This window comes from Halomonas sp. JS92-SW72, assembly GCF_003547075.1.
In the GTDB taxonomy this organism is placed as follows: Bacteria; Pseudomonadota; Gammaproteobacteria; order Pseudomonadales; family Halomonadaceae; genus Halomonas; species Halomonas alkalicola.
In genome coordinates this window covers 1350567-1376136 of record NZ_CP032147.1, presented here as the reverse complement: position 1 = coordinate 1376136, position 25570 = coordinate 1350567, and the positions used below count along the sequence as shown (strand labels likewise).

The following is a 25570-nucleotide window of genomic DNA, read 5'->3' as shown; positions in this document are numbered from 1 at the left end:
CATGACGCTGATCGACTCGCTGTTGATCGACGGCACGGCCGCCGCCCTGGTGGGCGAAACGTGGCTGACCGGCAGCGCAAGCTTCCCCGTGACCAACCCCGCCACCGGTGAACGGCTGGCCCAGGTGGCCGACCTGGGTGCCGACGAGACCCGCCAGGCGGTGGCAGCCGCCGAGGCGGCTGGCGCCGCCTGGAAGAAGACCACGGCCAAGGAGCGCGCCGCCCTGCTGCGCGCCTGGTTCCTGCGCATCCAGGAAGAGGCCGAGGGGCTGGCCGAGCTGATGACCCTGGAACAGGGCAAGCCGCTGGCGGAATCCCGTGGCGAGGTCACCTACGGCGCCAGCTTCATCGAGTACTTCGCCGAGGAGGCTAAGCGCATGGCCGGCGAGACCCTGCCGACCCATGCCGCCGACAAGCGCCTGCTGGTGCTGCGCGAGCCGATTGGCGTGGTGGCGGCCATCACGCCCTGGAACTTCCCCATGGCGATGATCACCCGCAAGTGCGCCCCGGCCATCGCCGCCGGCTGCACCGTGGTGATCAAGCCCGCCGAGGCGACCCCGCTCACCGCCCTGGCCCTGGCGCGCCTGGCCCGCGAGGCCGGCATCCCGGCCGGGGTGATCAACGTGGTCACCGCAGCGAGCCCCGCGTCGGTGGGCGAGGTGCTGACCACCGACCCCCGCGTGCGCAAGGTCTCCTTCACCGGCTCCACCCCGGTGGGCAAGAAGCTGCTGGCCCAGTGCGCCGGCACCGTGAAGAAGGCCTCCATGGAGCTCGGCGGCAACGCCCCCTTCATCGTCTTCGACGACGCGGACCTCGACGCCGCCGTGGCCGGAGCCATCGCCTCCAAGTACCGCAACGCCGGCCAGACCTGCGTCTGCACCAACCGCTTCCTGGTCCAGGAGGGAATCTACGACGCCTTCGTCGAGGCCCTGGCCGCGAAGGTCGCGGCGATGCCGGTGGGTGACGGCCGCGAGCCGGGCGTGATGATCGGCCCGCTGATCAACCAGGCCGCCGTCGACAAGGTGCAGCGCCACGTGGACGACGCCGTGGCCAAGGGCGGGCGCCTGCTGTGCGGCGGCACCCCCCATGCGCTGGGCCAGAGCTTCTACGCCCCCACCGTGATCGCCGATGCCACCCCCGAGATGGCCGTGGCCAGCGAGGAGACCTTCGGCCCGCTGGCGCCGGTGTTCCGCTTCCGCGACGAGGAGGAGGCGATCGCCATGGCCAACGACACCCCCTTTGGCCTTGCCGCCTACTTCTACGCCCGCGACTACCGCCGCATCTGGCGCGTCATGGAGGGGCTCGAGTACGGCATGGTCGGCGTCAACGAGGGGATCATCTCCACCGAGCTTGCTCCCTTCGGCGGCGTCAAGGAGTCGGGCCTCGGCCGCGAGGGCTCGCGCCATGGCCTCGAGGAGTTCACCGAGCTCAAGTACGTCTGCGTGGGCGGGCTCTGAGCCCGCCGCGTCACCCACTCTCTGCCAGGATCTCACCATGACCCAGACCTTCACCAACGCCGAGCTCAACGAGCTCAAGAAGCGCTTCGTGGCCAACGGCGCCGCGACCCCCACCGCCCAGTTCGTGGCCCGCGCCGAGAACGCCGAGCTGTGGGACGAGGACGGCCAGCGCTGGATCGACTTCGCCGGCGGCATCGGCGTGCTTAACCTGGGCCACCGCCACCCGCGCATCGTCAAGGCCGTGCAGGACCAGCTCGAGCGCGTCATGCACACCTGCTCGGCGGTGATCTCCTACGCCCCCTATATCCAGCTCTGCCAGCGGCTCTGCGAGAAGGCCCCGGTCAAGGGCCCGGAGCGCAAGGCGATGCTGGTCAACACCGGCGCCGAGGCGCTGGAGAACGCGGTCAAGATCGCCCGCGCCGCCACCGGCCGCTCCGGCGTCATCACCTTCGACGGCGCCTTCCACGGCCGCACCATGATGACCCTGGCCATGACCGGCAAGGTGCTGCCCTACAAGAATGACTTCGGCCCGATGCCGGGCGACGTCTATCGCGCGCCGTACCCCAACCCGCTGCACGGCATCAGCGACGAGATGGCCCTGGCGGGCATCGAGAAGCTCTTCAAGACCGACATCCCGGCTCATCGGGTGGCGGCCATCGTCATCGAGCCGGTGCAGGGGGAGGGCGGCTTCTATATCGCCTCGCCGGAGTACCTCAAGGCGCTGCGCGCGCTCTGCGACCGCCACGGCATCCTGCTGATCGTCGACGAGGTGCAGTCGGGCTTCGCGCGTACCGGCAAGCTCTTCGCGCTGGAGCACAGCGGCATCGAGGCCGACATGCTGACCACCGCCAAGTCCCTGGCCAACGGCATGCCGCTCTCGGCGGTGGTGGGCACCGCCGAGGTGATGGATTCCTCCGGGCCGGGCTCCCTGGGCGGCACCTACAGCGGCAACCCGCTCTCCTGCGCGGCCGCGCTGGCGGTGTTCGACGCCATCGAGGAGGAGAACATCCTCGAGCGCAGCGAGCAGATGGGCCGCATGCTGGCCGAGCGCTTCGCCGTCTGGCAGGAGCGCTTCGCCCCGGTGGGCCATGCGCGCAACCTGGGCGCCATGGCGGCCTTCGAGCTGCTCGACGCCGAGGGCCGGCCGGACCCGGCCCTGACCCAGGCGCTGTGCGCCAAGGCCCGCGAGCAGGGGCTGATCCTGCTCTCCTGCGGCTTCTACGGCAACACCATCCGCGTGCTGGTGCCGATCACCGCCCCCTCCGCGGTGCTGGAGGAGGGGCTCGCCATCATCGAGCGCTCCCTCGAGGCGATCACCGCCTGAGGCGGGCCGGGCACGCCCGCCCCGTCCCCTCCGCTCACGCGGCGTTCACCGCCGAGGCCCCTGGCCTCGGCGGTGTCGTTTTGCAGGGGGCAGGAGTGGGCGGGCAGGTGGCGAATTTCTGTCGCCATTAAATATTTATTTTGACATAAATAAAAAATGTAGATATTTTTAGAGGGCAGTCATCCTCTCACCCTCTGGAGACCCTGACATGTCGATCCTGACCCAGCTTCCCGCCGTCGCCATGCCGCTGCCCGCCGATATCCGCGGCTTCACCCTGGCCCCCTCCGCCGCCTCGCCGCGCCTGATCCAGCTGACGATCTCCCGCGAGGTGGTCGAGGCCTTCGTGGCGGCCGTGGCCGAGTGGCCCGTGCAGGCGCTGGAGTACAAGTCGATGCTGCGCTTCCGCGTGGCGAAGATCCTGGACGACCTGTGCGACAACACCCTGCAGCCGGTGCTGGTCAACACCCTGGTAGATCGCGCCACCGGTGGCTTCCAGGTGGTGATGGAGGGGCTCGACTCCGTGGAGCAGGCCGAGGAGATGGTCAAGCTCTCCACCGCCGTGGCCCATCTGATGGGGCGCTCCAACTACGACGCCATGAGCGGCCAGTACTACGCGCGCTTCGTGGTGAAGAACGTCGACAACTCCGACTCCTACCTGCGCCAGCCGCATCGGGTCATGGAGCTGCACAACGACGGCACCTTCGTCGAGCAGGACACCGACTACGTGCTGATGATGAAGATCGACGAGCAGAACATGGCGGGCGGCAACTCCCTGCTGCTGCACCTGGACGACTGGGCCGACCTCGCGCGCTTCTTCGCCCACCCGCTGGCCCATCGCCCGATGCGCTGGACCGCGCCGCCCAGCAAGAACGTGGCCCGCGACGTCTTCCACCCGGTCTTCGACGTGGACCGCGAGGGGCGCCCGATCATGGCCTACATCGACCAGTTCGTGCAGCCCAAGGACTACGAGGAGGGCAACTGGCTGACCGACCTCTCCGAGTCGCTGGAGACCAGCCCGGCCATCGTCTCCCTGCCCAACCCGGTCGGCAGCTTCCTGCTGATCAACAACCACTTCTGGCTGCACGGTCGCGACCGCTTCACCCCGCACCCGGACCTGCGCCGCGAGCTGATGCGCCAGCGCGGCTATTTCACCCACGCCAAGACCCTGCGCGACCCGCGCCAGGTGTAAGGCGCCGGGAAGTGACGGCAGCTCGAGCGGTTGTCATGATGTGAGCCATGCCATGCCATGCCATGCCATGCCACGCCCCGCGGCGTGGCATGCGCGTGCCTACCCGCGTGGTTCAGCCAGCACCCTTCAGCAGAGAGAGAAGATGCACGATTTCATCATTGTCGGCGGCGGCATCCTGGGGATGTCCACCGCCATGCAGCTCAAGCAGGCCTACCCGGAGCGGCGCATGCTGCTGCTCGAGAAGGAGGCCGCGCCGGCCATGCACCAGACCGGCCACAACAGCGGTGTGATCCATGCCGGGGTCTACTACACCCCGGGCAGCCTCAAGGCGCGCTTCTGCCTGGCCGGCAACCGGGCCACCGTCGAGTTCTGCGAGGCCCACGGCATTCCCTACGACACCTGCGGCAAGCTGCTGGTGGCCACCAACGACCTCGAGATGGAGCGCATGAAGGCGCTCTGGGAGCGCACCGCGGCCAACGGCCTCGAGCGCGAGTGGCTCTCCGCCGAGGCGCTGGCCGAGCGCGAGCCCAATATCACCGGGGTCGGCGGCATCTTCGTGCCCTCCAGCGGCATCGTCGACTACGCCGCGGTGACCCGCGCCATGGCCGCCGAGTTCGAGCGGATGGGCGGCGAGATCCGCTACGGCTGCGAGGTGACGGGCCTCGAGGAGCGAAGCCGCGAGGTGGTGGTAAGCAGCAGTGGAGGCGAGTTCACGGGGCACTATCTGGTGACCTGCTCGGGGCTGATGGCCGACCGGGTGATCCGCCTGCTGGGCCAGGATCCGGGCTTCACCATCTGCCCCTTCCGCGGCGAGTACTACCGGCTGCCGGCGAAGCACAATGCGATCGTCAACCACCTGATCTATCCGATTCCCGACCCCTCCATGCCCTTCCTGGGCGTGCACCTGACGCGGATGATCGACGGCAGCGTCACCGTGGGCCCCAACGCGGTGCTGGCGCTCAAGCGCGAGGGCTACCACAAGCGCGATATCTCGCTCACCGACATGGCGCGGATGTTCACCAACCCCGGCATCCTCAAGGTGCTGGGCAGGAACCTGCGCCCGGGTCTCGTGGAGATGAAGAACTCCCTCTACAAGCGGGGCTACCTGGAGCTGGTGCGCAAGTACTGCCCGAGCCTGACCCTCGAGGACCTCGAGCCCTATCCGGCCGGGGTGCGCGCCCAGGCGGTCTCCCGGGACGGCAGGCTGGTGGACGACTTCCTGTTCGTGAACACCCGGCGCACCCTCAACGTGGGCAACGCGCCGTCGCCCGCGGCGACCTCGGCGATTCCCATCGGTGCCCATATCGTCGAGCAGGTGAAGGCGCTGGTGGAGGGCTGAGCGGGCGACCTTGGTGGAATTGCCGAAAGAATCCAGAAACGTAGAAATATGGCCGTTGGCCTCCCACGCAGGGGCCATGCTAGGTTTCGTGCAGGCGCGACGACCTCAGCGCCGATAACAACCCCACAAGAGAATCGGGTTCCAGCCCGGAGGATTGCCATGAACGCCATGAAGTACGCCATCGCCGCTTCGCTGCTCGCCACGGCCCCGCTGGCCGCTGCCCAGCAGCTCTCCATCGCCACCGGCGGCACCGGTGGGGTCTACTACCCGCTGGGCGGCGGCCTGGCCGAGATGATCAACAAGCATATCGAGGGGGCCAGCGCCGTGGCCGAGGTCACCGGGGCCTCGGTGGAGAACATGGGACTGGTGTGGCGCGGGGATTCCGACCTGGCGCTGGCGCTGGCGGACACCGTCTACCAGGCCTACAACGGCACCGGCGACTTCGAGGGCCGCCAGCTCGACAACATTCGCGCCCTGGCCTCGGTCTACCCCAACGCCGTGCAGCTGGTGACCCTGGCCGACTCCGACGTCCATACCCTCGAGGACCTGCGCGGCAAGCGCGTCTCCGTGGGGGCCCCGGGCAGCGGCACCGAGCTCAACGCCCGCGCCCTGCTGGAAGCCAACGGCATCACCTACGACGACTTCACCCCCCAGCGCCTGAACTTCAACGAGACCGCCGACGCCATCCGCGACGGCGACATCGATGCCGGCTTCTGGAGCGTGGGGCCGCCCACCAGCTCGATCCTCAACCTGGCCACCACCCGCGATATCCGCCTGGTGGGGCTCTCCGAGGAAGAAGTGGCCAACGCCCGCGAGGTGGAGCCGGTGTTCGCGCCCTACGACCTGCGCGCCGGCATGTACGACGGCATGGACGAGGCGGTGCACACCATCAGCATTCCCAACGTGCTGGCGGTGAGCAGCGAGATGGACGAGGAGCTGGCCTACCAGATCACCAAGCTGATCTTCGAGAACACCGACGAGCTGATCGCGGTGCATCCGGCGGCCAATGACACCACCGTGGAGTTCAGCATCGACTCCACCCCGATCCCCTTCCATGCCGGCGCCCTGCGCTACTATGAAGAGATCGGCGTCGAGGTCCAGGACCACCAGCGCCCGTAACACGTCCCGAACCGGGCACTTCGATGCCTTCTTCGATCCATGACGTCAGCCGCCGCGCCCTCGGGCCGGCGGCCTTTGCGCTCTGCCTGATGCTCGCCCTGCCGAGCGAGGCCAGCGACGAGGGCTGGCTCGAGGTCACCGCCGACAACGGCCGGCGGATCGCCTCGCTGCCGATGCCCGAGGGCGAGGCCTGGTGCCTGGAGTGGAACCACTCGGTCACCGGGATCCGCGTGCAGGACTGCTATCGCCACCGCGAGGGCCTGATGGTGCTGGAGCGCAGCCACCAGCCCGACTTCGCCGCCGGGCTCGGCCATGTGCTCGGCCGGGGGAGGCAGGTCTCCGACGGCGAGGGCGGCTACTGGATCGAGGAGATCGACGAGCCGGTGCCCGGCAACCGCTATCACCTCCGGGTCGGATCCCCGGAGGTCAACCATCGACTGCTGCACGAGGGCCGCCGGCTCAGCCTGAGCGACCAGGCCGCCGGCGAGCGGGTGACGATCCACCTGCGCACCTCGGCATCCACCTCCTGACGAGACGCCCATGAGCGAATCCGCCAAGCCCACTGTCACCGCGCCCGACGTCACCGTGCCCGGTGGCAACGCCATCCAGGCGCGTCCCATTCTCTGGCTGATCACCCTGGTGGCCGTGGGGCTCTCCCTGTTCCAGCTCTACTCCGCCGGCATCCAGCCGCTGGGGCTCTTCTACCAGCGCAGCATCCACCTGATGCTGATCATGGTGCTGGCCTTCCTGATCTTTCCGGTCTTCGGCCCCCACCGCAAGCGCGGCGTGCTGGGCTGGACCCTCGACTGCCTGTTCCTGGCGGGGGCCCTGCTGACCGGCGGCTACCTGGTGATCTACCTGGACGAGATCTTCCGCCGCGCCGGGTTCTGGAGCCAGACCGACATCATCGTCGGCTGCATCGCCACCCTGACCGTGCTGGAGGCCAGCCGCCGCGCGGTGGGCCTGGGCATGACCATCATCGGGGCCGTGGCCATCCTCTACGCCTTCGCCGGCCCCCGGGGCGAGCTGCCGTGGCTCGGGCAGTGGCTGCCCGGCATCCTGGAGCATCGCGGCTACAACATCGACCGCGTGGTAGGCCAGCTCTACCTGGGGCAGGAGGGCATCTTCGGCCTGCCGTTGGGTGTGGCCGCCACCTACATCTTCATCTTCGTGCTGTTCGGCGCCTTCCTCGAGATCACCGGCGCCGGCAAGTTCTTCATCGACCTGGCCTACGCCGCCACCGGGCGCCAGCGCGGGGGGCCCGCCAAGGCGGCGGTCATCGCCTCCGCCGGCATGGGCTCCATCTCCGGCAGCGCCATCGCCAACGTGGTGACCACCGGCGCCTTCACCATCCCGCTGATGAAGCGCCTGGGCTACAAGCCCAAGCAGGCCGGCGGCATCGAGGCGGCGGCCTCCACCGGCGGGCAGATCATGCCGCCGCTGATGGGCGCCGGCGCCTTCCTGATCGCCGAGTACACCGGGGTCTCCTATCTGGAGGTGGTCAAGGTCAGCGTGCTTCCGGCGATCATGTACTTCGCCACCGTCTACCTCTTCGTGCACATCATCGCCCTCAAGCAGGGCATGCAGGGCATGGCCAAGAGCGAGCTGCCCCAGGTGCGCGAGGTGATGAAGGAGGGCTGGCACTTCCTGCTGCCGCTGGGCGTGCTGGTGTGGCTGCTGGTGATGCACATGTCGCCCATGCGGGTGGGCTTCTACGCGGTGGTCACCATGCTGGCCGTGGCCGTGCTGCGCTACGCCATCTGGTTCCTGTTCGTCGCCCCGCGCCAGGGCGAGAAGGTGACCCTGGCCCGGGTCGGGTCCGTGGTCTGGGCCGGCTGGGTGAAGCTGGTGCAGGGCCTCGAGCTCGGCGCCCGCAACGCCGTGGCGGTCTCCATGGCCTGTGCGGTGGCGGGCATCATCGTCGGCATCGTCGGCCTGACCGGGCTCGGCCTGAAGTTCTCCGCCATGATGCTGGCCTTCTCCGGCGGCAACATCGTGCTGGCGCTGATCCTGGTGCTGCTGGCCAGCCTGGTGCTGGGCATGGGCCTGCCGGTCACCGCCAGCTACATCGTGCTGATCGTGCTGGTGGGCCCGGCGCTGACCGCCGAGTTCGGCATCCCGCTGCTGATCGCCCACCTGGTGGTGTTCTGGTACTCCCAGGACTCCAACGTGACGCCCCCCATCGCCCTGGCCGGCTTCGCCGGGGCGGCCATCGCCGGCTCCAAGCCCATGGAAACCGGCTTCCAGGCATGGAAGTTCGCCAAGGGGCTCTACCTGATCCCGATGTTCATGGTCTTCAACCCGGAGATCATCATGGGCGGCCCCTGGGCGGTGGTGGCCTGGAACGGCCTGATCGCGATACTCGCCCTCGGGGCCTTCGCCGCGGCGCTGGAGGGGTATCTCTTCACGCGGATGTCATGGCTGCCGCGAATCGCCATCGGCGGCGCCATCGTGGCGGTGTTCTGGCCGAACTTCCTGGTGGAGGCCATCGGGGTGGCGGTGATGATCGTGGCCATCGGCGGCAACTGGCTGGCCAGCCGGCGCGAGGCCGAGCTGTCCGGATAGTCAAGGTGACGGGGGAGGGCCGCGCGGCTAGAATGTGCGGCTTTCCTTTCCGCACTCTTTTCCGCACAGAGGCCGTTGCCGAGGAGCATCCATGCAGTCCGAACAGTCGCCGAAGGTTGGCGTGATCATGGGGTCGAAGTCCGACTGGCCGGTGATGGAACACGCCGTGGCGATGCTCGAGCGCCTGGGCGTGCCCTTCGAGACCCGCGTCGTTTCCGCCCACCGCACCCCGGACCTGCTGTTTGACTACGCCAAGTCCGCCGCCGAGCGGGGGCTTCAGGTGATCGTGGCCGGCGCCGGCGGCGCGGCCCATCTGCCGGGCATGGTGGCCTCCCAGACCGCGCTGCCGGTGCTCGGCGTGCCGGTGGAGTCCAAGGCGCTCCAGGGCCTGGATTCACTGCTCTCCATCGTGCAGATGCCGGGCGGCATCGCCGTGGGCACCCTGGCCATCGGCAAGGCCGGCGCCACCAATGCCGGCCTGCTGGCGGCCCAGATCGTCGGCCTGCAGGATGCGGCGGTGCGCGGTGCGGTGGAGGCGTTCCGCGCCGAGCAGACGCAGACGGTGCTCGACAACCCCGATCCCCGTCCCGAGCCCTGATCGCCCAGCCTGATCGCCCAGCCCTGATAGCCCAGCCCTGATAGAGAGACGAGTGAGGAGAAGGTCGTGGAAAAAGCCATGAATATCGGCGTCCTGGGTGCCGGCCAGCTCGGCCGCATGCTGGCCCTGGCCGGCTACCCGCTGGCCAACCGCTTCACCTTCCTCGATACCACCGGCCACCCCAGCGCCGGGATCGGGGAGGTCCTGATCCATACCGACCAGCACCATCTGCTCGATGACTTCCTGGCGAAGGTGGACCTCGTCACCTACGAGTTCGAGCACCTGCCGGTCTCCCTGGTCCAGGCCATCGAGGAGGTGAAGCCGGTCTATCCCTCCAGCGAGGCGATTCGCGTCTGCCAGAACCGCGCCGAGGAGAAGGCGCTGTTCGACCGCCTGGGCATTCCCACTCCCACCTACCGCCTGGTGGCGCACGCCGACGAGCTCGAGGCCGCGGCCCGGGAGCTCGGCTGCCCGGTGGTGGCCAAGTCGGTCACCGAGGGCTACGACGGCAAGGGCCAGGCGGTGATCCGCGACCCCGCCGAGGCGGCGGAAGCCTGGCGCGCCATCGGTCATCCCAGGCTGATCGTGGAGGCCTTCGTGGAGTTCGTGCGCGAGGTGTCGATCATCGCCGTGCGCGGCCGCGACGGTCAGGTGGTCTTCTACCCCATGGCCGAGAACCAGCACGTGGACGGCATCCTGCGCTACTCCGTGGCGCCCCTACCGGACCTGGACGACAGCGTCCAGCAGACCGCCGACGGCTACATCCGCGCGCTGCTCGACGAGCTCGACTACGTGGGGGTGCTGACTCTGGAGCTCTTCCAGTGCGCCGACGGCAGCCTGCTGGCCAACGAGATGGCCCCCCGGGTGCACAACTCCGGCCACTGGACCATGGACGGTGCGGTGACCAGCCAGTTCGAGAACCACCTGCGCGCCATCCAGGGCCTGCCGCTGGGCGACACCGCGGCGCGGATGCCCACCTGCATGGTCAACGTGATCGGTCGCGAGGGCGACCCGGCGGCGATCCTCGCCCTGCCGGACGCCCACCTGCACCGCTACGACAAGAGCGAGCGCCCCGGGCGCAAGCTGGCCCACGTCAACCTGGTGGCACCGACCCACGAGGCGCTGATGGCGCGGGTGCGCGCCTGCGCGGCCCTGCTGCCCGAGGCCCCCGAGCCCCGCTTCAGCTTCGAGCAGGCCGACTGAACGGCTCTCCCCATCGGTAACGCAAGCGGCCCCGCCATCTGGCGGGGCCGCTCGTTTCAGAACACTGGGCCGTCAGGCCCCGATGATGCCGCCGTCCTCCCGGGTAATGACCAGGGTCGCCGAGCGCGGGATGGCGCTGCCGCCGTCCGGCCAGTGGCTCACCAGCTCGCCCGCGGCGAAGGCCTCGGCTTCGGTGGTGGCGCCGGGGTGCTGGACGTTGACGAACATGGTGCGCTGGTCCGGGGTGGTCACCACGCCGGTGATCTCCTGGCCGACGGGTCCGGTGAGGAAGCGCCGGATCTCGCCGGTCTCGGGGTTGGCGGCCAGCATCTGGTTGTTGCCGAACACCTCGAAGATGCCGGTGTTCATCACCGACTCGCTGATGTCGGTCTGGATCCACACCCGGCGGTCGGCGTCGATCCAGAGGCCGTCGGGGCTGGCGAAGATGGCGTCCTGGTCCAGGGGCTCGCCGGCCAGGTCGCGGCTGCTGTCACCGTCCCCGGCCAGCACGAAGAGGTCCCAGGCGAAGCGGGTGCCGGCGTGGCTGCCCTCTTCCTGCCAGCGGATGATATGCCCGAAGTGGTTCTCGGCGCGGGGGTTGGCGGCGTCCTCGTCGCCCGCCTCGCGGCGAGTGTTGTTGGTCAGGGTGAAGTAGACCTGGCCGGTGGCCGGGTCCACCGCGCCCCACTCGGGGCGATCCATCTTGGTGGCGCCGGCCTGGTCGGCGGCGGCGCGGGTGTTGACCAGGATATCGGCCAGGTCCGCGAAGCCGTTCTCCGGGGTGAGGCCGTTCTCGCCGGGGGCCAGGGCCAGCCACTCGCCGCGGCCGTCCTCATGGAACCTGGCCACGTAGAGGGTGCCCTCGTCGAGCAGGGAGCCGTCGGCAGTGGCGGCGTGGTAGGGGCGGGCGGAGACGAACTTGTAGATGTACTCGAAGCGGGCGTCGTCGCCGGAGTAGGCCACCACCGGCTGGCCCTCCACCGCCGGGGCGAAGATCACCCCCTCGTGGGCGAAGCGGCCCAGGTGGGTGCGCTTGACAGGGGTTGCCGCCGGGTCCATGGGGTCGATCTCCACCATCCAGCCGAAGGCGTGGGGCTCGTTGCGGTAGTCCTCGGCGGGGGAGGCGCCGCGGCGGCTGGCGTCGAAGCGCACGTACTCGTCGGCGCCGCTCGCGGCCCGGTGCCACTGGTAGCGGCCGGTGTCGCGGGTCTGGATGCCGTAGCGGGCCTGGCGGCGATCGATCTCGGCGTCTGCGTTGGCGAAGTAGCCGGCCCAGTTCTCCTCGGCGGCCAGGTAGGTGTTCCAGGGGGTGACGCCGTGGGCGCAGTTGTTGAGGGTGCCGCGGGTCATGGTGCCGTCCGGGCTGTACTTCGTCACCAGATGCTCGGTGCCGGCCACGGGGCCGGCGAGGCGCATCGGGGTCAGGCCGGTGATGCGGCGGTTGCGGGCGTCCTCGACCACCTGCCACTGGCCGTCGCTGCCTTCGCGGATGCGCACCACGCTGACGCCGTGGGCGTTGAGCTCCTTGAGCACCTGATCGTCGTCGCGGCTGCCGTCGGCGTTCTGGGGGAAGCCGTTGCGGTCCAGCGCCAGGCCCGCGGCGGCGGCGTGCAGGAAGCGCGGCTCCACGTACTCGTGGTTCATCACCAGCAGGCCGTCCCTGGAGCTCCCCTCCAGCGGGAAGAAGTGCACGCCGTCGTGGTGGCTGCCCACCTGGTGGCCCTGGGCTTCGCCGCTGGCGTCAAGCGAGAAGGCCGGCATGTCGCCGCTGATCGGGGTGCCCCAGGGCAGGATGGCGCTGACCCGGTAGCCCTCCGGGACCACCACGCTGTCGGCGGCGCTGACCGGAATGGCCTTGAAGCCGAGGCTCGGCGCCGGGGCGCTGCCGCCGGTGGCGGCGAAGGCGCTGCCGAAGGGAAGCTGGGTGGCCATGGCGCCGGCCACGGCGGCGGCGAGGCTGCCGCGCAGCATGGCGCGGCGGCTGAGGCGCGCCTCGAGGATATCGCCGAAGTAGCCGTTGGCCGAGGGGTTACTCATGGGCTCGTCGCCGGCGGCGAGAACGGGGTCGACGTGGCCGGGGTGCTGGTGCTGGGTCATGGGGGCTCTCCACGGATGAGGTTGGGTATCTCGGTGGAAGAGCTTGCGCTGGCGGGGTTACATCAGCGTGTATGGATGAAGTCACTTCGGTGACAGGGGCACAAACGGCGAGGGCCCCGCCGAAGCGGGGCCCTGCCGGTGGGGGAAGGTGAGGCTGCTGTCAGCGGCGGCTGCGCTGGCCCAGGAGGCCGAGCATCGCGGCCGCGAGGCCGATGATCACCATCACGGCAACGACCCACAGCGGGCTGTAGAAGGTGGTGTAGATCTCCCAGCCGAGCAGGTCGATCAGCAGCGAGAAGGCGGTGGAGGAGCCCAGCAGGTGGCCGCCGAGGGTGCCGGCCGTGGCAAAGAAGAGGCCACCGATCAGCGCCAGGATCACCAGCGCCCAGCGGCGCGCACCGTCGAAGGCGGCCTCGCCGGCCTTCCACACCAGGGCGGTGAGCATGGCGAAGATGCCCAGTGACCAGAACGCCATCAGGATATGGTTGCGCGCCAGCGGGCTTGCCAGGTTGGCCTCCAGCGGCCAGATCAGGAAGCCGCTGACGATGCCGGCCAGGGCCCCCAGCAGGCTGAGCACCAGTACCGGCAGCAGGGCGGCGCGGCACAGCTCGGCCAGCCGGCCGGTCATCACGGCCCCGTAGAGGATCATCAGAGTGGCGAGTGCCCAGAAGGCCAGCGGGAAGTGGATAAGCATATGGTGTGTGGCGGCCATCTCAGCGACCTCCCTGGCGGATGCGGGTGAAGCTCGGCAGCAGGCCGAGGGTGACGCCGAGCATGGCCAGCAGCCCGGCAAGGAGGGTCAGGCGCCACTGGCGGATGATGGCGTCGTTGAACTCCATCTCCACCCCGTAGAGGGCGAGCTGCTTCTCGCTGTGGCGGGGCCGCACCGGCTTGCCTTCGGCGATCTGCTCGGCGCCGGCGTGAGCGCGGCTGACCAGCAGCGGCCAGTTGACCTGTCCAGGGTAGAAGAGCGTCACCTCCTTCCAGTCGTCGGACCACTCGGGGGTGCTGCCCTGAAGGCGGGTGGCGGTCAGGTCGGCGTCATCGCGTCCCAGGCCCAGGGAGTAGGGGTGGGAGACCTTGTGCCAGCGCCCGCCGGTGGCGTCGCGATGCACCGCGAAGGCCACCGAGTAGAGCCCCTGGTCGCGCAGGATCTTGTCGTCGAGCGGGCTGCCGGTGTCCAGCGCCCGGGCCAGGGTCACGTCCCAGTAGCCGTCGGCCCAGCGCCCCTCGCCGTGGACCCGGATGTCACCCCGGGAGCCGGTCGGCTGCTGCAGCAGGCGGTAGGGGATGGTATCGCCCTCCTGCCAGTCATGCTCAGGGTCGAAGGGCACCGCAAAGGTATCGGCCAGGTAGTAGAGGCTGTCGAAGTCCAGGGCCCCGGACTCGATGTCCTCCCAGCGCATGGCGACCTGGTCGGTGAGCTGCGGCGAGAACATCCACAGGGGCTCGCCGGCATCGCTATCCCAGTTGGTGGAGTAGGGGCTCTGGCCGGCGTCGCTGCTGCGTGCCTGGCCGACCCACTGGTCGTCGGAAACATCCAGCGGGTTGGAGCGTTGAGCGCGCCAGTGCCAGAGGTCGAGGAAGTAGCCGGCCTCGCGCTGGGCGTTGATCACCGCCGGGTCCTGGCGGCTAGCCCAGTCGCCGAGGTCCATGCGGGTCGCCGGCAGCGACTTGGTGACCTCCTCGGGTGCCTCGTCGGTGAAGCCGGCGGCACCGGCGCCCACGGTGAGGTAGCCGCCGTAGCGGCCGAACTGCGGCACGCTGCCGTCGTCCATCAGCATCGTGACGCGGTCCTCGTGGAGGCCGTCGGGTTCGGAACCCGGCACGGCCCGGCCCTTGCGGACCCACTGGTCGCCCTGGCGCACCAGCACGTCGTGATGGATGCCGGGGCGTTCGGCCGGCCAGCGATAGCGGAAGAAGACCTCGTTCTCGCTGTAGGCGGCCTGCACCTGCAGTGGCATGGTCAGTTCCGCGGGAATCGAGATGTTGCGGTCGGGATCGTTCTCGACCACCCCGGTGCCCTGGGTGACCCAGGCCAGCCCGAGGGCAATCGGCAGCCCGAGGACCATCCAGGGACCTGCGCCCTTGTTGTGACTTGCCATATGAACTCCTGGTTCAGGGAATCGTATTGCTATTGTTCGTTCAGCGTGGACCCTGAGGGGAATACTGCCCTGACATGGATCAAGCCTTTAGCGGCGAGGCACGATGATGCTTGAAGGTTGACGCCGATCGACGACACTGACAGGCAGTCGGTGAAAGGGGAGGGAGCATGCGACGACGGCTGAAAACGGGCGATATCGTGCTGATCGCGGCACTGCTGCTGCCGCTTGCGGTGGCGCTGCCGCGGCTGGGTGGGCTCGCCGGCCCGCCCGAGCTGTGGCTCACCTGGGTGGGGAAGGTGACCGGCATCCTGGGGCTCGCCATGATGCTGCTGGCCGGGGCGGTGAGCTGCCGGGTGCCGGGCTTCGATCGTCCCTTCGGGGGGCTGGTGCGGCTCTGGCACCTGCATCACTGGCTGGGCTTTGCCGCCTTTATCCTGGTGATGGTTCACGCCCTGGCGCTGGGGTTCGCCGCGGTGCCGGCCTCCCTGGATGCCGCCGTGGCGACCCTCTTTCCGCCACTCTCTCATGGGGCCATCTGGCTCGGCTGGCTGGCCTGGGCGGCGCTGGTGGTGTTCCTGGCGCCCACCTTCGACTTCTTCGGCCAGCCCCACTACCAGCGCTGGAAGCGCCTGCATCTGGTCTCCGCGGCGGCGCTGCTGCTGGGTCTCTGGCACGCCCTGCTGCTGGCCGGCGAGGCCTGGCCCTGGTGGCTGCTCGGCATCGCCGGGCTCGGCGCCATCGCCTGGCGCAAGGGCGCGGCGCCGGCTCGTCGCCACCCCTATCGCGTCGAGGAGGTGGTGCCCCTGGCCCGGGGCGTGGTGGAACTGGTGCTGCGCCCCGAGGGCCGCGGGATTCGCCACGAGGCGGGGCAGTTCGTCTACCTCTCGCCGCTGGACGAGGCGCTGGTCGCCGGGCGTGGCGAGGAGCACCCCTACACCATCGCCTCGGCGCCCGCGGATGCGCGCCTGCGTATCGGCATCAAGGACCTGGGCGACGCCACCCATGCCCTGCAGACGGTGACGCCCGAGACCCGGGTGCTGATCGAGGGCCCCTACGGGGAGTTCTTCGGGCGGCGCTTCCCCGAGCGCGACATGCTCTGGCTGGGGGGCGGCATCGGCATCACCCCCTTCGTGGGCGGCGCTCGTGACCTGGCCTCCGGTGCCGAGGTGGCGGGGCGGGCCCAGCTGATCTATCTGGCCAATGACGCGACCCGGGCCTACTACCGGGAGGAACTCGAGGCGATTGCCGAGCGGGTCGAGGGGTTCACCTTCACCCGACACTACTTCCGGGAGCACGGGCGCATGACAGAAGCCTTCCTGCGCGAGCACTGTCCGGACTTCACCGAGCGGGAGATCTACCTCTGCGGCCCGCCGGCCATGAACGCCCACCTGCAGCGGCTGCTGGCCGGGCAGGGGGTGCCCGCCTCACGTATCCACAGCGAGGTCTTCGACTTCCTATGAGCATGAACAAGATTGCCTACTCCGCCTTCATCGCCTTCGTGGCGAGCCTGGCCACCCTGGTCTCGATCCAGGCGCTCTCGAGCAGCGAGCGCGATGTGTCCGACGACGACGCCCTGGACTCCATCACCCTTGAGGAGCTCGCCGAGCACGACGGCGCCGAGAGCTGCTGGAAGGCCATCCACGGCCGGGTCTACGACATCACCGACTACGTGCCCGACCACCCGACCGACGAGGCGGTGATTCTCGAGTGGTGCGGACGTGAGTCCACCGAGGGGTGGGACAACAAGCGCCCCGGCGTACCCCATAGCCCGCGGGCCGAGGCGATGCTCGAGGCGTACCTGATCGGGCGCCTGGTGGACGAGGCGGGCGAGCCGGTCGAACCCGAGGCGGCGGGCCAGGCCCAGGAGGGCGAGGCGGCGGCAGGTGAAGCCGACAGCGACCAGGCGCGACTCTCCCCCGCCGAGGACGAGCGGCTGCACCGGGCCCTGCTGGGGCTGCCGCTGGATGGGCGCTACCGTGGCGTGTTCGGCGACGGCGGCGAGATGCAGGTCAACGTCCAGTTTGACCTGCGCGATGGCCGGCTCTCCAACATCGGCTATCGCCACCTGGCCTATCGCGGCGTCGACTACCGCCGGCTGGACGAGGACGATGACCTCTACCCGGTATGGGAGCAGCACCAGCAGCTCGCCGAGGCCCTCGAGGGCCAGCCGCTGACCGCCATCTTCGCCCTCTACGAGCCCGAACGGCTGGCCGAGGACATCGACGGCTACAGCGGCGCCACCCTGCGCGGCAACAAGGTCCACTCCGCCTTCCGCGACGCCTTGAATCGCGGCGTCTACAGCTGGCCCTGAGACCGGGTCAGCCGAGCCCGCCGGCTAGCCACAGCCACAGTGCGATCAGCGCGAAGTGGCCCGGGTACCAGGCCAGCCACAGCCGGCGCGGCATCGCCCGGGGCACCGTCGGCGCCAGGCGATGGGCGCCAGCCGCTAGCCACAGGGCCGCCACGCAGGTGGCCACGGTGAAGGACTTGGCCAGGTCGGTGGCGTTCATCTGCCCGGCCACCACCAGCACTGGCAGGGCCAGGGCGGCCGCCGCCAGGCGCTCGGCGAGGAGCTCCCCGGCGCGGTGCAGGTGGTACATGGCGAGCATCAGGAGCGGCACCAGCAGCAGTCCCTCGTGGCCATACTCGACCCGGTGGCCGAGCAGGGCCCAGACCGTCAGGGAGGCCAGCCCCCCGAGGGCCAGCCAGCGGCTTTCGAGCGCGCCGCTGCGATAGCGGGCGAGCAGCTCGCGCAGCCCGGCACCCCAGGCCAACCCCGCCGCCAGGGTGAAGCAGACGTTGAGCAGCAGGGCATCCGAGGCGCGGGGCATCAGCATGAAGGGAAGCTGGGCGACCAGGCCGATCACCAGGATGCGCTGCGCGTAGCGCAGCGGGTTACGGGTATTGAAGAGCCCGTGCCAGGCCACCATGGCGGCAAACAGCGGGAAGGCGATGCGGCCCAGCGACGAGCCGGCCCAGTCGAGGTTCCACGCCTCGGGCAGCACGTAGCGGGTCAGGTGGTCGAGGGTCATGGTGGCCAGCGCCAGCCACTGGCCCCAGCCGGTCCAGGTGGAGGAGGGGCGGGTTGCCACGGCGCGGGTGCCGGGGGCGTTGCTGGCGGGTGCGGTGTTGCAGGGGGTGTCGGTATGGCGGGTCGTCGGTGAGGTCATCCTGTCCTCTCGGTGGCTGTCCACACCGGGAAGACAGGCCTGGTCCTCGAGAGTTCCGCAAGGCCCGCCGCGGTGGCCGGCCCCGGAACGCAGGCGGCCTCGCGTTGGCGAGGCCGCTTGCCGCTCATGGCGTGCCGAGGATCACTCGTCGCCGAAGTAGCGCTCGAAGATCTCGTCGTAGGTGCCGTCTTCCTTCAGGGTGGCCAGGGCCTCGTTGAAGCGCTCGGCGAGCGCGGTGTCGCGCTGGCGGAAGGCGATGCCGAACCCTTCGCCGAAGTACTCCTCGGGCCCGGTGACCATCTCGCCGACCACGTGGTAGTCGCCCTCCTCGCTCTGCAGCAGGGTGGCCTGGCCGACCACGTACTCCAGGAAGACGATGTCCAGGCGCTGGGCCTGCAGGTCCAGCACCATGTCATCGGCGGTGGAGTAGCGGTTGATGGTGGCGATGCGGCCGTAGTTGTCGGTGGCGTAGTTGTCGTAGGTGGTGCCGCGCTGCACGCCGATGCTCTTGCCGGCGAGGGTCTCCTCGCTGATCTCCTCGATCGCGCTGCCCTCGGGGGCGAACCAGGCGCCCGGGATGGTGATGTAGGAGTCGGAGAAGAGCACGGTCTGGCGGCGCTCGTCGTTGATCGACATGGAGGACATGATGGCGTCGTAGTTGCGCGCCAGCAGGCCCGGGATGATGCCGTCCCACTCCTGCTCGATCCACTCGCAGGTCACGCCGATCTCGGCGCACAGGGCGTTGCCCAGGTCGATGTCGAAGCCGGTCAGCTCGCCATCGGCGCCGCGATACTCCATGGGCTCGTAGGGCACGTCGACGCCGAAGCGCACGTGGTCATAGTCGCGGGCCTGAGCAGTGCCGGCGGCCATGGCCACGCCGAGGATCGAGACGGTCAGCAGTTTCTTCATGGAGGAGCTCCTGATGATGAGAGATGGCACCCTGCGGGTGCCTACCGGGCAGACTCTAGCCCAGCCGCCGCGGGGCCGAAAGCCCCGGGCGGCGGAATTGCCAACGGGCGTTTGACGCTGGCACCGCGGCCGCTGTCCGATGCCGCCTGCGGCGGAGGAGGTGGTCAGCTCTGGGGCCTCAGGTGGGCCAGCAGCCGCTTCTCCAGCCAGCGGAAGAAGTAGAGGATGGCGAAGGTCAGGCAGAGATAGATCGCCGCCACGAACAGGAAGGCCTCGAAGGGGGCATAGAAGCGCGCGTAGACGAAGCGCGCCGCCCCGGTGAGGTCCATCAGGGTGACCACGCTGGCGATGGCGCTGGCGTGGAGCATGAAGATCACCTCGTTGCCGTAGGCGGGCAGGGCGCGGCGGAAGGCGCTGGGCAGGATGATGCGTCGCATCATCAAGGCGTCTGACATGCCGTAGGCCCGCGCCGCCTCGATCTCGCCCCGGGAGGTCGCCTTGATGGCGCCGCGGAAGATCTCGGTGGTGTAGGCGGCGGTATTCAGGGTGAAGGCGATCAGCGCGGGATAGAAGGCCTCGCGCAGCAGCGGCCACAGGAAGGTCTCCTGGATGCCGTCGAAGAAGACCACTCCGTAGTAGATGATGTAGAGCTGGATCAGCAGCGGCGTGCCGCGAAACACGTAGGTGTAGGCGTAGATCGGCAGGCTGATCCAGCGCCGGTGCGAGCTTCTGCCGATGGCCAGGGGCACCGCCAGCACCAGGCCGACCACCAGCGACAGGAACACCAGCTGGGTAGTGGTCACCAGGCCGTCCCAGTAGTAGCCGAGGGTCTGGGGCGTGAAGATGACGTTGCCGGCCAGCAGGTCGTGGAACCAGGTCGTGAGGGCATCCATCTCAGTGGCCTCCGAAGCCGACGTTGTAGCGCTTCTGGAGCCTGGCGAAGAGCCACTCCGAGACGCTGGCGATCAGCAGGTAGGCGGCCGCCACCGGGATCAGGAAGGTGAAGGGCTCGTGGGTGGCCCGGGACGCCTCGGCGGCCACCCGCACCATGTCGGAGAGCCCGATCACCGAGACCAGCGCGGTGGTCTTGAGCAGCACCATCCAGTTGTTGGAGATCCCCGGCAGGGCGTGGCGCATCATCTGCGGGAAGCGGATGCGCCGGAACACCAGCCAGGGCGTCATGCCGTAGGCCTTGCCCGCCTCGATCTGGCCGTGGTCCACCGCCATGAAGGCGCCGCGGAAGGTCTCGCCCATGTAGGCGCCGAAGATGAAGCCGATGGTGATCACCCCGGCGGCGAAGGCGTTGAGGTTGACGTACCAGTCCAGCCCGGTGCGGTCGTAGAGGGCATCGGTGACCACGTTGAGTGCCATCTGGCCGCCGAAGAAGAGCAGCAGCATCAGCACCAGGTCCGGCACGCCGCGGATCACCGTGGTGTAGAGGGTGGCGAGGCGGTTCAGCAGCCAGCTGCGAGACATCCTGGCGCTGGCGGTCGCCAGGCCCAGCAGGATGGCCAGGGCCAGCGACAGCACCGCCAGCTGGAGGGTGACGCCGGCGCCTTCCAGCAGCCGTGGGCCGTAGCCATGAAGATCCAGCATAGTGCTCTCCCGCTCAGTACTTGGGGGCCAGGAACTGCTTCAGGCGCGGTGATTGCGGGTTGCCCAGCACCTGGTCCGGCGGGCCCGCCTCCTCGACCAGCCCCTGATGCAGATAGATCACCTGGCTGGAGACGTCCCGGGCGAAGCCCATCTCGTGGGTCACCACGATCATGGTGCGCCCCTCGTCGGCGAGTTCGCGCATCACCTTGAGCACATCGCCGACCAGCTCCGGGTCCAGCGCCGAGGTGGGCTCGTCGAACAGCATCACCTCCGGGTCCATGGCCAGGGCCCGGGCGATGGCGCCGCGCTGCTGCTGGCCGCCGGACATCTGGGCCGGGTAGGCGTCGGCGCGGGCGGTCAGGCCCACCCGCTCGAGCAGCGCGCGGGCCTGCTCGATGGCCTCCTTCTTCGGCTTGCCGAGCACGTGCACCGGCGCCTCGATGATGTTCTCGAGCAGGGTCATGTGGGCCCAGAGGTTGAAGCCCTGGAAGACCATGGAGAGCTTGGCGCGCATGCGCACCACCTGCTTCCAGTCGGCGGGCTCGCGGCCGTGGCGGGTCTGCCTGAAGCGGATCTCCTCGCCGTGGACGATCAGGTCGCCCTCGTCGGGCTGCTCGAGCAGGTTCATGCAGCGCAGGAAGGTGCTCTTGCCGGAGCCGGAGGCTCCGATCAGGGTGATCACGTCTCCCTTGTGGGCAGAGAGCGAGAGCCCCTTGAGCACTTCGGTATCGCCGAAGCGCTTCTTGATGTTGCGGACTTCCAGCGGAATCGGGGTTTCGGCCATGGTATGGGCTCCGGGTCAGGGTCGCCGCGGCGACACGCCGTGGGTAAGCGGCGCTTGGCAGGGGCGATGCCAGCGGCGCATCCGCCCTCCGGTCGGTGCGGGAGGACGAGATGGGATGCGGCGCGGGTCCAGTGCTGATCGGCAAAGGGGCAAGATTTTACCCTCCCGTTGTGGTTGTTATAAGGGTTTTTCTGCTGCCGATGCTTCCCGGGGTCTCGGCGGACCGCCGGCCTCAGCCCGACGGCGGTGGCTCGGGGTGCACCAGCAGGGCGGCGCGGGCGCCGATCTCCACTCCGGCGTTGGGAAAGACCACGGCCAGCGGTGCCTCGCCGACCCGGGTCTCGCCGGCCTGGCCATCCTCGGCGAGGAGGGTGCCCGGCGGGAAGGCCGTGAAGTTGGGCGTATCGTCGGGGAAGGCCAGGCGAAACGCCACGGACTCCCGCATCAGCTCATGCGCGACCCGGAAGAAGGCCATGCGCTCTGGCGCTGTCGCGGGGGGCTCGCGCCCCTCGAGCAGCGCCGCCAGCAGCACGCCCATGGGCGCCAGCGGTGCCAGGTCATTGTGCCCGAAGGGCAGGGCGCGGCCCAGCTCCAGGGTGAAGGCCTGGGCGCCATGATAGTGCTTGCTGTAGTGGGAGAAGGTCCAGCTGTGGCGGTGCTGGTGGAGCACCGCCTGGATGTCGGCGGCGGCGAGCCAGTGCCACTGCGCCCCCTCCACTGGCGTGCGCTCGGTATAGGGGCTGACCACGAAGCGCGGGTAGCGGCTGTCGCGGATGGCGGTGTGCAGGTCATAGTGCAGCCGCGGCAGCGTCTCGTGCCGGGCGAAGAAGGCGTCCACCGCGGCCATCAGCGTCCGCGCCCGGTCGGGCTCCATGCCCTGCTCGTCGAGCTCCCGGCGGAAGAGGCGGTTGAGGTTGGTGCCCACATAGCGCTCCCCCTGGCGGGCCGCCTCGGGGTTGCCGAGCAGCAGCAGGGTGGGCGCGCCGAGTACGAGTTCGCCGGCGGCCAGGCGGGCGAGCAGCCCCTCGAGCAGCTCCATGGGGGCGGTCTCGTTGCCGTGGATGCCCACCGAGAGCACGCAGGCGCGTGCCTCGGGGGCCGCATGCTCGGGGCAGAGCTCGAGGATACCCTCGCCGTGCCGGCGAAAGCGGCCGCCGGGCAGCGGGCCCGCCTCGGCTCCCGGGTGGCCCGCCAGGGTCGCGCGAATCCAGTCGTCGAGCATCGGCTGCTTCATCGCTGCACGTGGGTCGATTCGAAGATCTTGTCCGCGCTGGCCGCCACGAAGCCCTGGTAGAGGTGGCCGTCAGCATCCGGGTAGCGCCGGGCGAATTCGTAGTAGCAGGTGGGTATCTCCATCACCTGGCCCCCGGCGAAGGTGAAGGGCTGGCGGTCGGCGCGGGTGGCGCCCTGTTCCAGCAGCACCTCGGTGGACCCCTTGACGCGCCCGCCGGAGGCATTGATGGCAAGCCCCAGGGACTCCACCTTGGCGAGCACCTTCTCGACGCTGTCGAAACGGCGGAAGTGGTTGACGCTGATGGTGAAGTGGTTGGCGCGCAGGCCGATGATGGCGAGCCAGGCGGCATACTCGCTCTCGTTCATCAGGGCCTGGTACTGGGCGACGCTGGGCGAGGCCCACAGGCGGCCGGCCCACAGCACCTCGGGGCTCGCGACCCGTGCCGGGTCGATCTGGGCCACCAGGCCATCGATGATCGCCTGGGCCTCGGCGGAGAGCTCGCTGCACTTCAGTTCGGAGAGGAAGACCCGCGGCAGGTCATCGGCGGGCGGCAGGTAGCCGTAGGCGCGCAGCTTCTTCTCGCGAAAGTCATAGGGGGCGAAGCGGGTGTAGCCCAGCGCCAGGAGGTGCGGCTCCAGGGCCTCGAGACTGGCGGGGCCGCGATCGAAGGTGCGGAAGGCCACGTGGTCGTTGACGATGGTCTCGCCCTCGGCCACGAAGGCGTCGTGGATCTGGCGGGCCTGGGGCGTCATCGCGGTGTAGTCGTCCCACAGGCGGGCGAAGAAGCGGTTGATGTCCATGAGAGTCGGGGGCTGTCCGTTGGCTGGGATAGAGGCACCATCGCCAGCCGGCCGGCCGAGGACAAGGGGGCGTGTCGGGTCGATGAAAGCGGGGGTGCCATCCTGAAAGTCCTTCCCCTGTCCGGGCGGCCGGGCGCGCCCCTCCGGGGGCTGGCTCAGCGCGGCTCGCGCCAGGGATCGCAGGCCTCGCCCTGCTCCACCTCGATCAGCTCCTCCACCGGAAAGGCCAGGTGCTCGGCGCGCTCCACCAGGTCGCGGTAGGTGGCCTCCGGGAGGGTCGGGGTGCGGGCGAGTATCCACAGGTAGTCGCGGTCCGGGCCGGCCACCAGCGACCACCGGTAGTCGTCGTCCAGGGCCAGCACGTTGTAGCCGCCGTAGAAGGGGCCGAAGAAGCTCACCTTGAGCCGGCCCACGTCCTCGTCGCCGATGAAGTAGGCGCGCCCCTCCGCCTCGCTGACCTCGCCTTCGACGAGCTTCACGCCGCGGTTGAGCACCCGCACCCCGCCGTCGTCGCGCAGCGAGTAGTCGGCGGTGACGCAGTCCAGCCCGCGCTCGAAGGAGTGGTCGAGCCGCGCGATCTCGTACCACTGGCCGAGGTAGCGGTCGAGCTCGAAGCCGGTGACCGGCTCGGTGCCCCTGGGGATGCCGGTGCAGCCGGCCAGCAGCAGGGCGCTGGCGCCGAGGAGGGCCGGGAGAGAGGGGAATGGCATGGGGTGACTCCTTGTCGTGGTGCCGGCGGCGGTCGGCTGTGACCTTGGCAGGATGGGGCAGAGCGTGCTGCCAGGCTAGACTGGCCGCCCGCCCAGCGCCAGGAGGCCGCCATGCCCGACCACGCCCGTGATCACGATGCCCATGTGCTCAATGAACACTATGATGCCCTCGCCGCCGGGGGCGAGGAAAGCCTGCTGGTGCGTCTTCAGGCGGCCTTCCGCACCGCGGGGTGCGACCCGGACGCCCTGACCCTGGACGCGATCGCCGGGATCGACCAGCTGCACCTGGGCGGGCGGGCCGCCAGCCGTTCCCTGGCGGCGCTGGGCGAGCTCTGCGCCGGACAGCGGGTGCTGGACGTGGGCTGCGGCACCGGCGGGGCCAGCCGCCTGCTCGCCGACGAGTTCGGCTGCGAGGTGGTCGGCGTCGATATCACCGCCGCCTTCATCGCGGTGGCCGAATGGCTCAGCGCGGCCACGGGGCTGTCGGGCTGTACCCGCTTCCTGTGCGCCGATGCCCTTCGCACCCCGCTGCCGGATGGCGCCTTCGATGTCATCTGGTGCCAGCATGCGCTGATGAACATGCCGGACGTGCCCGGGGTGCTGGCCGAGTGGCGTCGCCTGCTGGCGCCCGGCGGCCGGGTGCTGCTGCATGAGGTGGTGGCCGGCGACAATCCCGAACCGCTGGCGCTGCCGGTGCCCTGGGCGCGCACGGCGGCGACCAGCCACCTGCAGCGCCGCGAGGCCCTCGAGGCGAGCCTTGCCGCGGCGGGCTTCGAGCCGCTCTGCGTGCGGGATGTGACCGACGAAGCCCTGGCCTGGCGCCAGAAGCACGGCCGCCGCGAGGCGGGGGAGGCGCCGGCCCCGCGCCTTCCGGGACCGGCGCTGATCTTCGGCGAGGAGTTCGCCGAGATGGGACGCAACCTGCGCGACAACCTGGCCGCCGGCAGGGTGCGTATCCTCGAGGGGGCCTGGGCCCCCTCCCGGGCGTAGCGACGGATCAGCCTCGAGGGAGCGCTCGGCCTGCCCGAGCCTGACGCTGGCCGCGCACCAGGTAGCTGAGCGGGTGCAGCACCAGCCAGGCGGCGACCGCCAGGCCGACCACGGCGCCGATCAACGCCACCCAGTCGAAGATCGTGGCCACGTAGGCGAGCCTCGAGTTGGTGAAGGCGGGAATCCACCACAGCCCCGAGAGGCCCACCGCCAGCGAGGCCAGGTTGGCGCCCAGGCAGCGGTAGCGCAGCGCCGCGTAGCCGCGCAGGCGGGCGATCAGCTGGACAATGACCAGCAGCCCCACGCCGGCCACGATCAGCCACAGGAACGGGGCCAGGGCGTACATCAGGATGGTGAGAGCACCTTGAATCGTCATGATCGT

24 protein-coding genes are annotated in these 25570 nt (G+C 69.6%); 12 read left to right on the top strand and 12 right to left on the bottom strand.

Features of this window, described 5'->3' with window-relative positions; all coding sequences use genetic code 11:
• Position 1 precedes the first annotated feature (1 nt).
• From D1793_RS06535 to D1793_RS06495, 9 genes are all read left to right on the top strand, one after another.
• Positions 2–1456: an NAD-dependent succinate-semialdehyde dehydrogenase gene (locus D1793_RS06535; RefSeq protein WP_119021441.1), complete on the top strand. Its 1455-nt coding sequence runs from the start codon at positions 2–4 to the stop codon at positions 1454–1456.
• A 37-nt stretch (positions 1457–1493) separates the two neighbouring features.
• On the top strand, positions 1494–2780 hold the full coding sequence (gene gabT, locus D1793_RS06530) for a 4-aminobutyrate--2-oxoglutarate transaminase (RefSeq protein WP_119021440.1): 1287 nt from the start codon (positions 1494–1496) through the stop codon (positions 2778–2780).
• A gap of 208 nt (positions 2781–2988) precedes the next feature.
• Complete coding sequence (gene glaH, locus D1793_RS06525; RefSeq protein WP_119021439.1) at positions 2989–3969, top strand: glutarate dioxygenase GlaH; 981 nt, start codon at positions 2989–2991, stop codon at positions 3967–3969.
• A 142-nt stretch (positions 3970–4111) separates the two neighbouring features.
• The gene (lhgO, locus tag D1793_RS06520) at positions 4112–5308 is read left to right on the top strand and encodes an L-2-hydroxyglutarate oxidase (protein WP_119021438.1); all 1197 of its coding nucleotides are present in this window, start codon (positions 4112–4114) and stop codon (positions 5306–5308) included.
• Positions 5309–5467: 159 nt separating this feature from the next.
• Positions 5468–6427, top strand: coding sequence for a TAXI family TRAP transporter solute-binding subunit (locus D1793_RS06515; protein WP_119021437.1), 960 nt, complete (start codon positions 5468–5470; stop codon positions 6425–6427).
• Between the two features lie 23 nt (positions 6428–6450).
• Positions 6451–6957 (top strand): DUF1850 domain-containing protein, encoded by a 507-nt coding sequence (locus tag D1793_RS06510; protein ID WP_240407790.1) that lies wholly within the window; start codon positions 6451–6453, stop codon positions 6955–6957.
• Between the two features lie 10 nt (positions 6958–6967).
• Positions 6968–8992: a TRAP transporter permease gene (locus D1793_RS06505; RefSeq protein WP_119021436.1), complete on the top strand. Its 2025-nt coding sequence runs from the start codon at positions 6968–6970 to the stop codon at positions 8990–8992.
• Between the two features lie 91 nt (positions 8993–9083).
• Positions 9084–9590, top strand: coding sequence for a 5-(carboxyamino)imidazole ribonucleotide mutase (gene purE / locus D1793_RS06500; protein WP_119021435.1), 507 nt, complete (start codon positions 9084–9086; stop codon positions 9588–9590).
• 78 nt (positions 9591–9668) lie between these two features.
• Complete coding sequence (locus D1793_RS06495; RefSeq protein ID WP_119021434.1) at positions 9669–10793, top strand: 5-(carboxyamino)imidazole ribonucleotide synthase; 1125 nt, start codon at positions 9669–9671, stop codon at positions 10791–10793.
• Between the two features lie 72 nt (positions 10794–10865).
• Here the strand turns inward: D1793_RS06495 and D1793_RS06490 are convergent, their stop codons facing one another.
• The 3 genes from D1793_RS06490 to D1793_RS06480 all read right to left on the bottom strand — a co-directional run bounded on the left by D1793_RS06490 (position 10866) and on the right by D1793_RS06480 (position 14995).
• Complete coding sequence (locus tag D1793_RS06490; RefSeq protein WP_119021433.1) at positions 10866–12890, bottom strand: PhoX family phosphatase; 2025 nt, start codon at positions 12888–12890, stop codon at positions 10866–10868.
• Positions 12891–13050: 160 nt separating this feature from the next.
• Positions 13051–13602 carry a heme ABC transporter permease gene (locus D1793_RS06485; RefSeq protein WP_119021432.1) on the bottom strand — a complete coding sequence of 184 codons (552 nt, stop codon included), beginning with the start codon at positions 13600–13602 and terminating at the stop codon, positions 13051–13053.
• A 1-nt stretch (position 13603) separates the two neighbouring features.
• A complete protein-coding gene (locus D1793_RS06480; protein WP_119021431.1) occupies positions 13604–14995 on the bottom strand; it encodes an ethylbenzene dehydrogenase-related protein in 1392 nt (463 codons plus the stop codon).
• A gap of 167 nt (positions 14996–15162) precedes the next feature.
• Between D1793_RS06480 and D1793_RS06475 the strand changes: the two genes are divergently transcribed.
• Positions 15163–16455, top strand: coding sequence for a ferredoxin reductase family protein (locus D1793_RS06475; protein WP_119021430.1), 1293 nt, complete (start codon positions 15163–15165; stop codon positions 16453–16455).
• A 2-nt stretch (positions 16456–16457) separates the two neighbouring features.
• Positions 16458–17306 (top strand): cytochrome b5-like heme/steroid binding domain-containing protein, encoded by an 849-nt coding sequence (locus D1793_RS06470; protein ID WP_205527638.1) that lies wholly within the window; start codon positions 16458–16460, stop codon positions 17304–17306.
• Between the two features lie 7 nt (positions 17307–17313).
• On the opposite strand, the gene D1793_RS06465 is transcribed toward D1793_RS06470, so the two are convergent.
• The 8 genes from D1793_RS06465 to D1793_RS06430 form a co-directional block, all read right to left on the bottom strand.
• The gene (locus D1793_RS06465) at positions 17314–18165 is read right to left on the bottom strand and encodes a TraX family protein (protein WP_119021428.1); all 852 of its coding nucleotides are present in this window, start codon (positions 18163–18165) and stop codon (positions 17314–17316) included.
• A 141-nt stretch (positions 18166–18306) separates the two neighbouring features.
• Positions 18307–19074: a transporter substrate-binding domain-containing protein gene (locus D1793_RS06460; RefSeq protein WP_119021427.1), complete on the bottom strand. Its 768-nt coding sequence runs from the start codon at positions 19072–19074 to the stop codon at positions 18307–18309.
• A gap of 164 nt (positions 19075–19238) precedes the next feature.
• Positions 19239–19967: an ABC transporter permease gene (locus D1793_RS06455; RefSeq protein ID WP_119021426.1), complete on the bottom strand. Its 729-nt coding sequence runs from the start codon at positions 19965–19967 to the stop codon at positions 19239–19241.
• A 1-nt stretch (position 19968) separates the two neighbouring features.
• Positions 19969–20670 (bottom strand): ABC transporter permease, encoded by a 702-nt coding sequence (locus D1793_RS06450; protein WP_119021425.1) that lies wholly within the window; start codon positions 20668–20670, stop codon positions 19969–19971.
• Positions 20671–20683: 13 nt separating this feature from the next.
• Positions 20684–21454 (bottom strand): ATP-binding cassette domain-containing protein, encoded by a 771-nt coding sequence (locus tag D1793_RS06445; protein ID WP_119021424.1) that lies wholly within the window; start codon positions 21452–21454, stop codon positions 20684–20686.
• A gap of 232 nt (positions 21455–21686) precedes the next feature.
• Positions 21687–22676 carry a succinylglutamate desuccinylase gene (locus tag D1793_RS06440; protein WP_119021423.1) on the bottom strand — a complete coding sequence of 330 codons (990 nt, stop codon included), beginning with the start codon at positions 22674–22676 and terminating at the stop codon, positions 21687–21689.
• Between the two features lie 8 nt (positions 22677–22684).
• Positions 22685–23488, bottom strand: coding sequence for a DUF1338 domain-containing protein (locus tag D1793_RS06435; protein ID WP_119021422.1), 804 nt, complete (start codon positions 23486–23488; stop codon positions 22685–22687).
• Positions 23489–23643: 155 nt separating this feature from the next.
• The gene (locus D1793_RS06430; protein WP_119021421.1) at positions 23644–24198 is read right to left on the bottom strand and encodes a lipocalin family protein; all 555 of its coding nucleotides are present in this window, start codon (positions 24196–24198) and stop codon (positions 23644–23646) included.
• 111 nt (positions 24199–24309) lie between these two features.
• On the opposite strand from D1793_RS06430, the gene D1793_RS06425 reads away from it, so the two are divergent.
• The gene (locus tag D1793_RS06425; protein WP_119021420.1) at positions 24310–25188 is read left to right on the top strand and encodes a class I SAM-dependent methyltransferase; all 879 of its coding nucleotides are present in this window, start codon (positions 24310–24312) and stop codon (positions 25186–25188) included.
• A gap of 7 nt (positions 25189–25195) precedes the next feature.
• Here the strand turns inward: D1793_RS06425 and D1793_RS06420 are convergent, their stop codons facing one another.
• The gene (locus tag D1793_RS06420; RefSeq protein WP_119021419.1) at positions 25196–25564 is read right to left on the bottom strand and encodes a hypothetical protein; all 369 of its coding nucleotides are present in this window, start codon (positions 25562–25564) and stop codon (positions 25196–25198) included.
• Between the last annotated feature and the right edge of the window lie 6 nt (positions 25565–25570).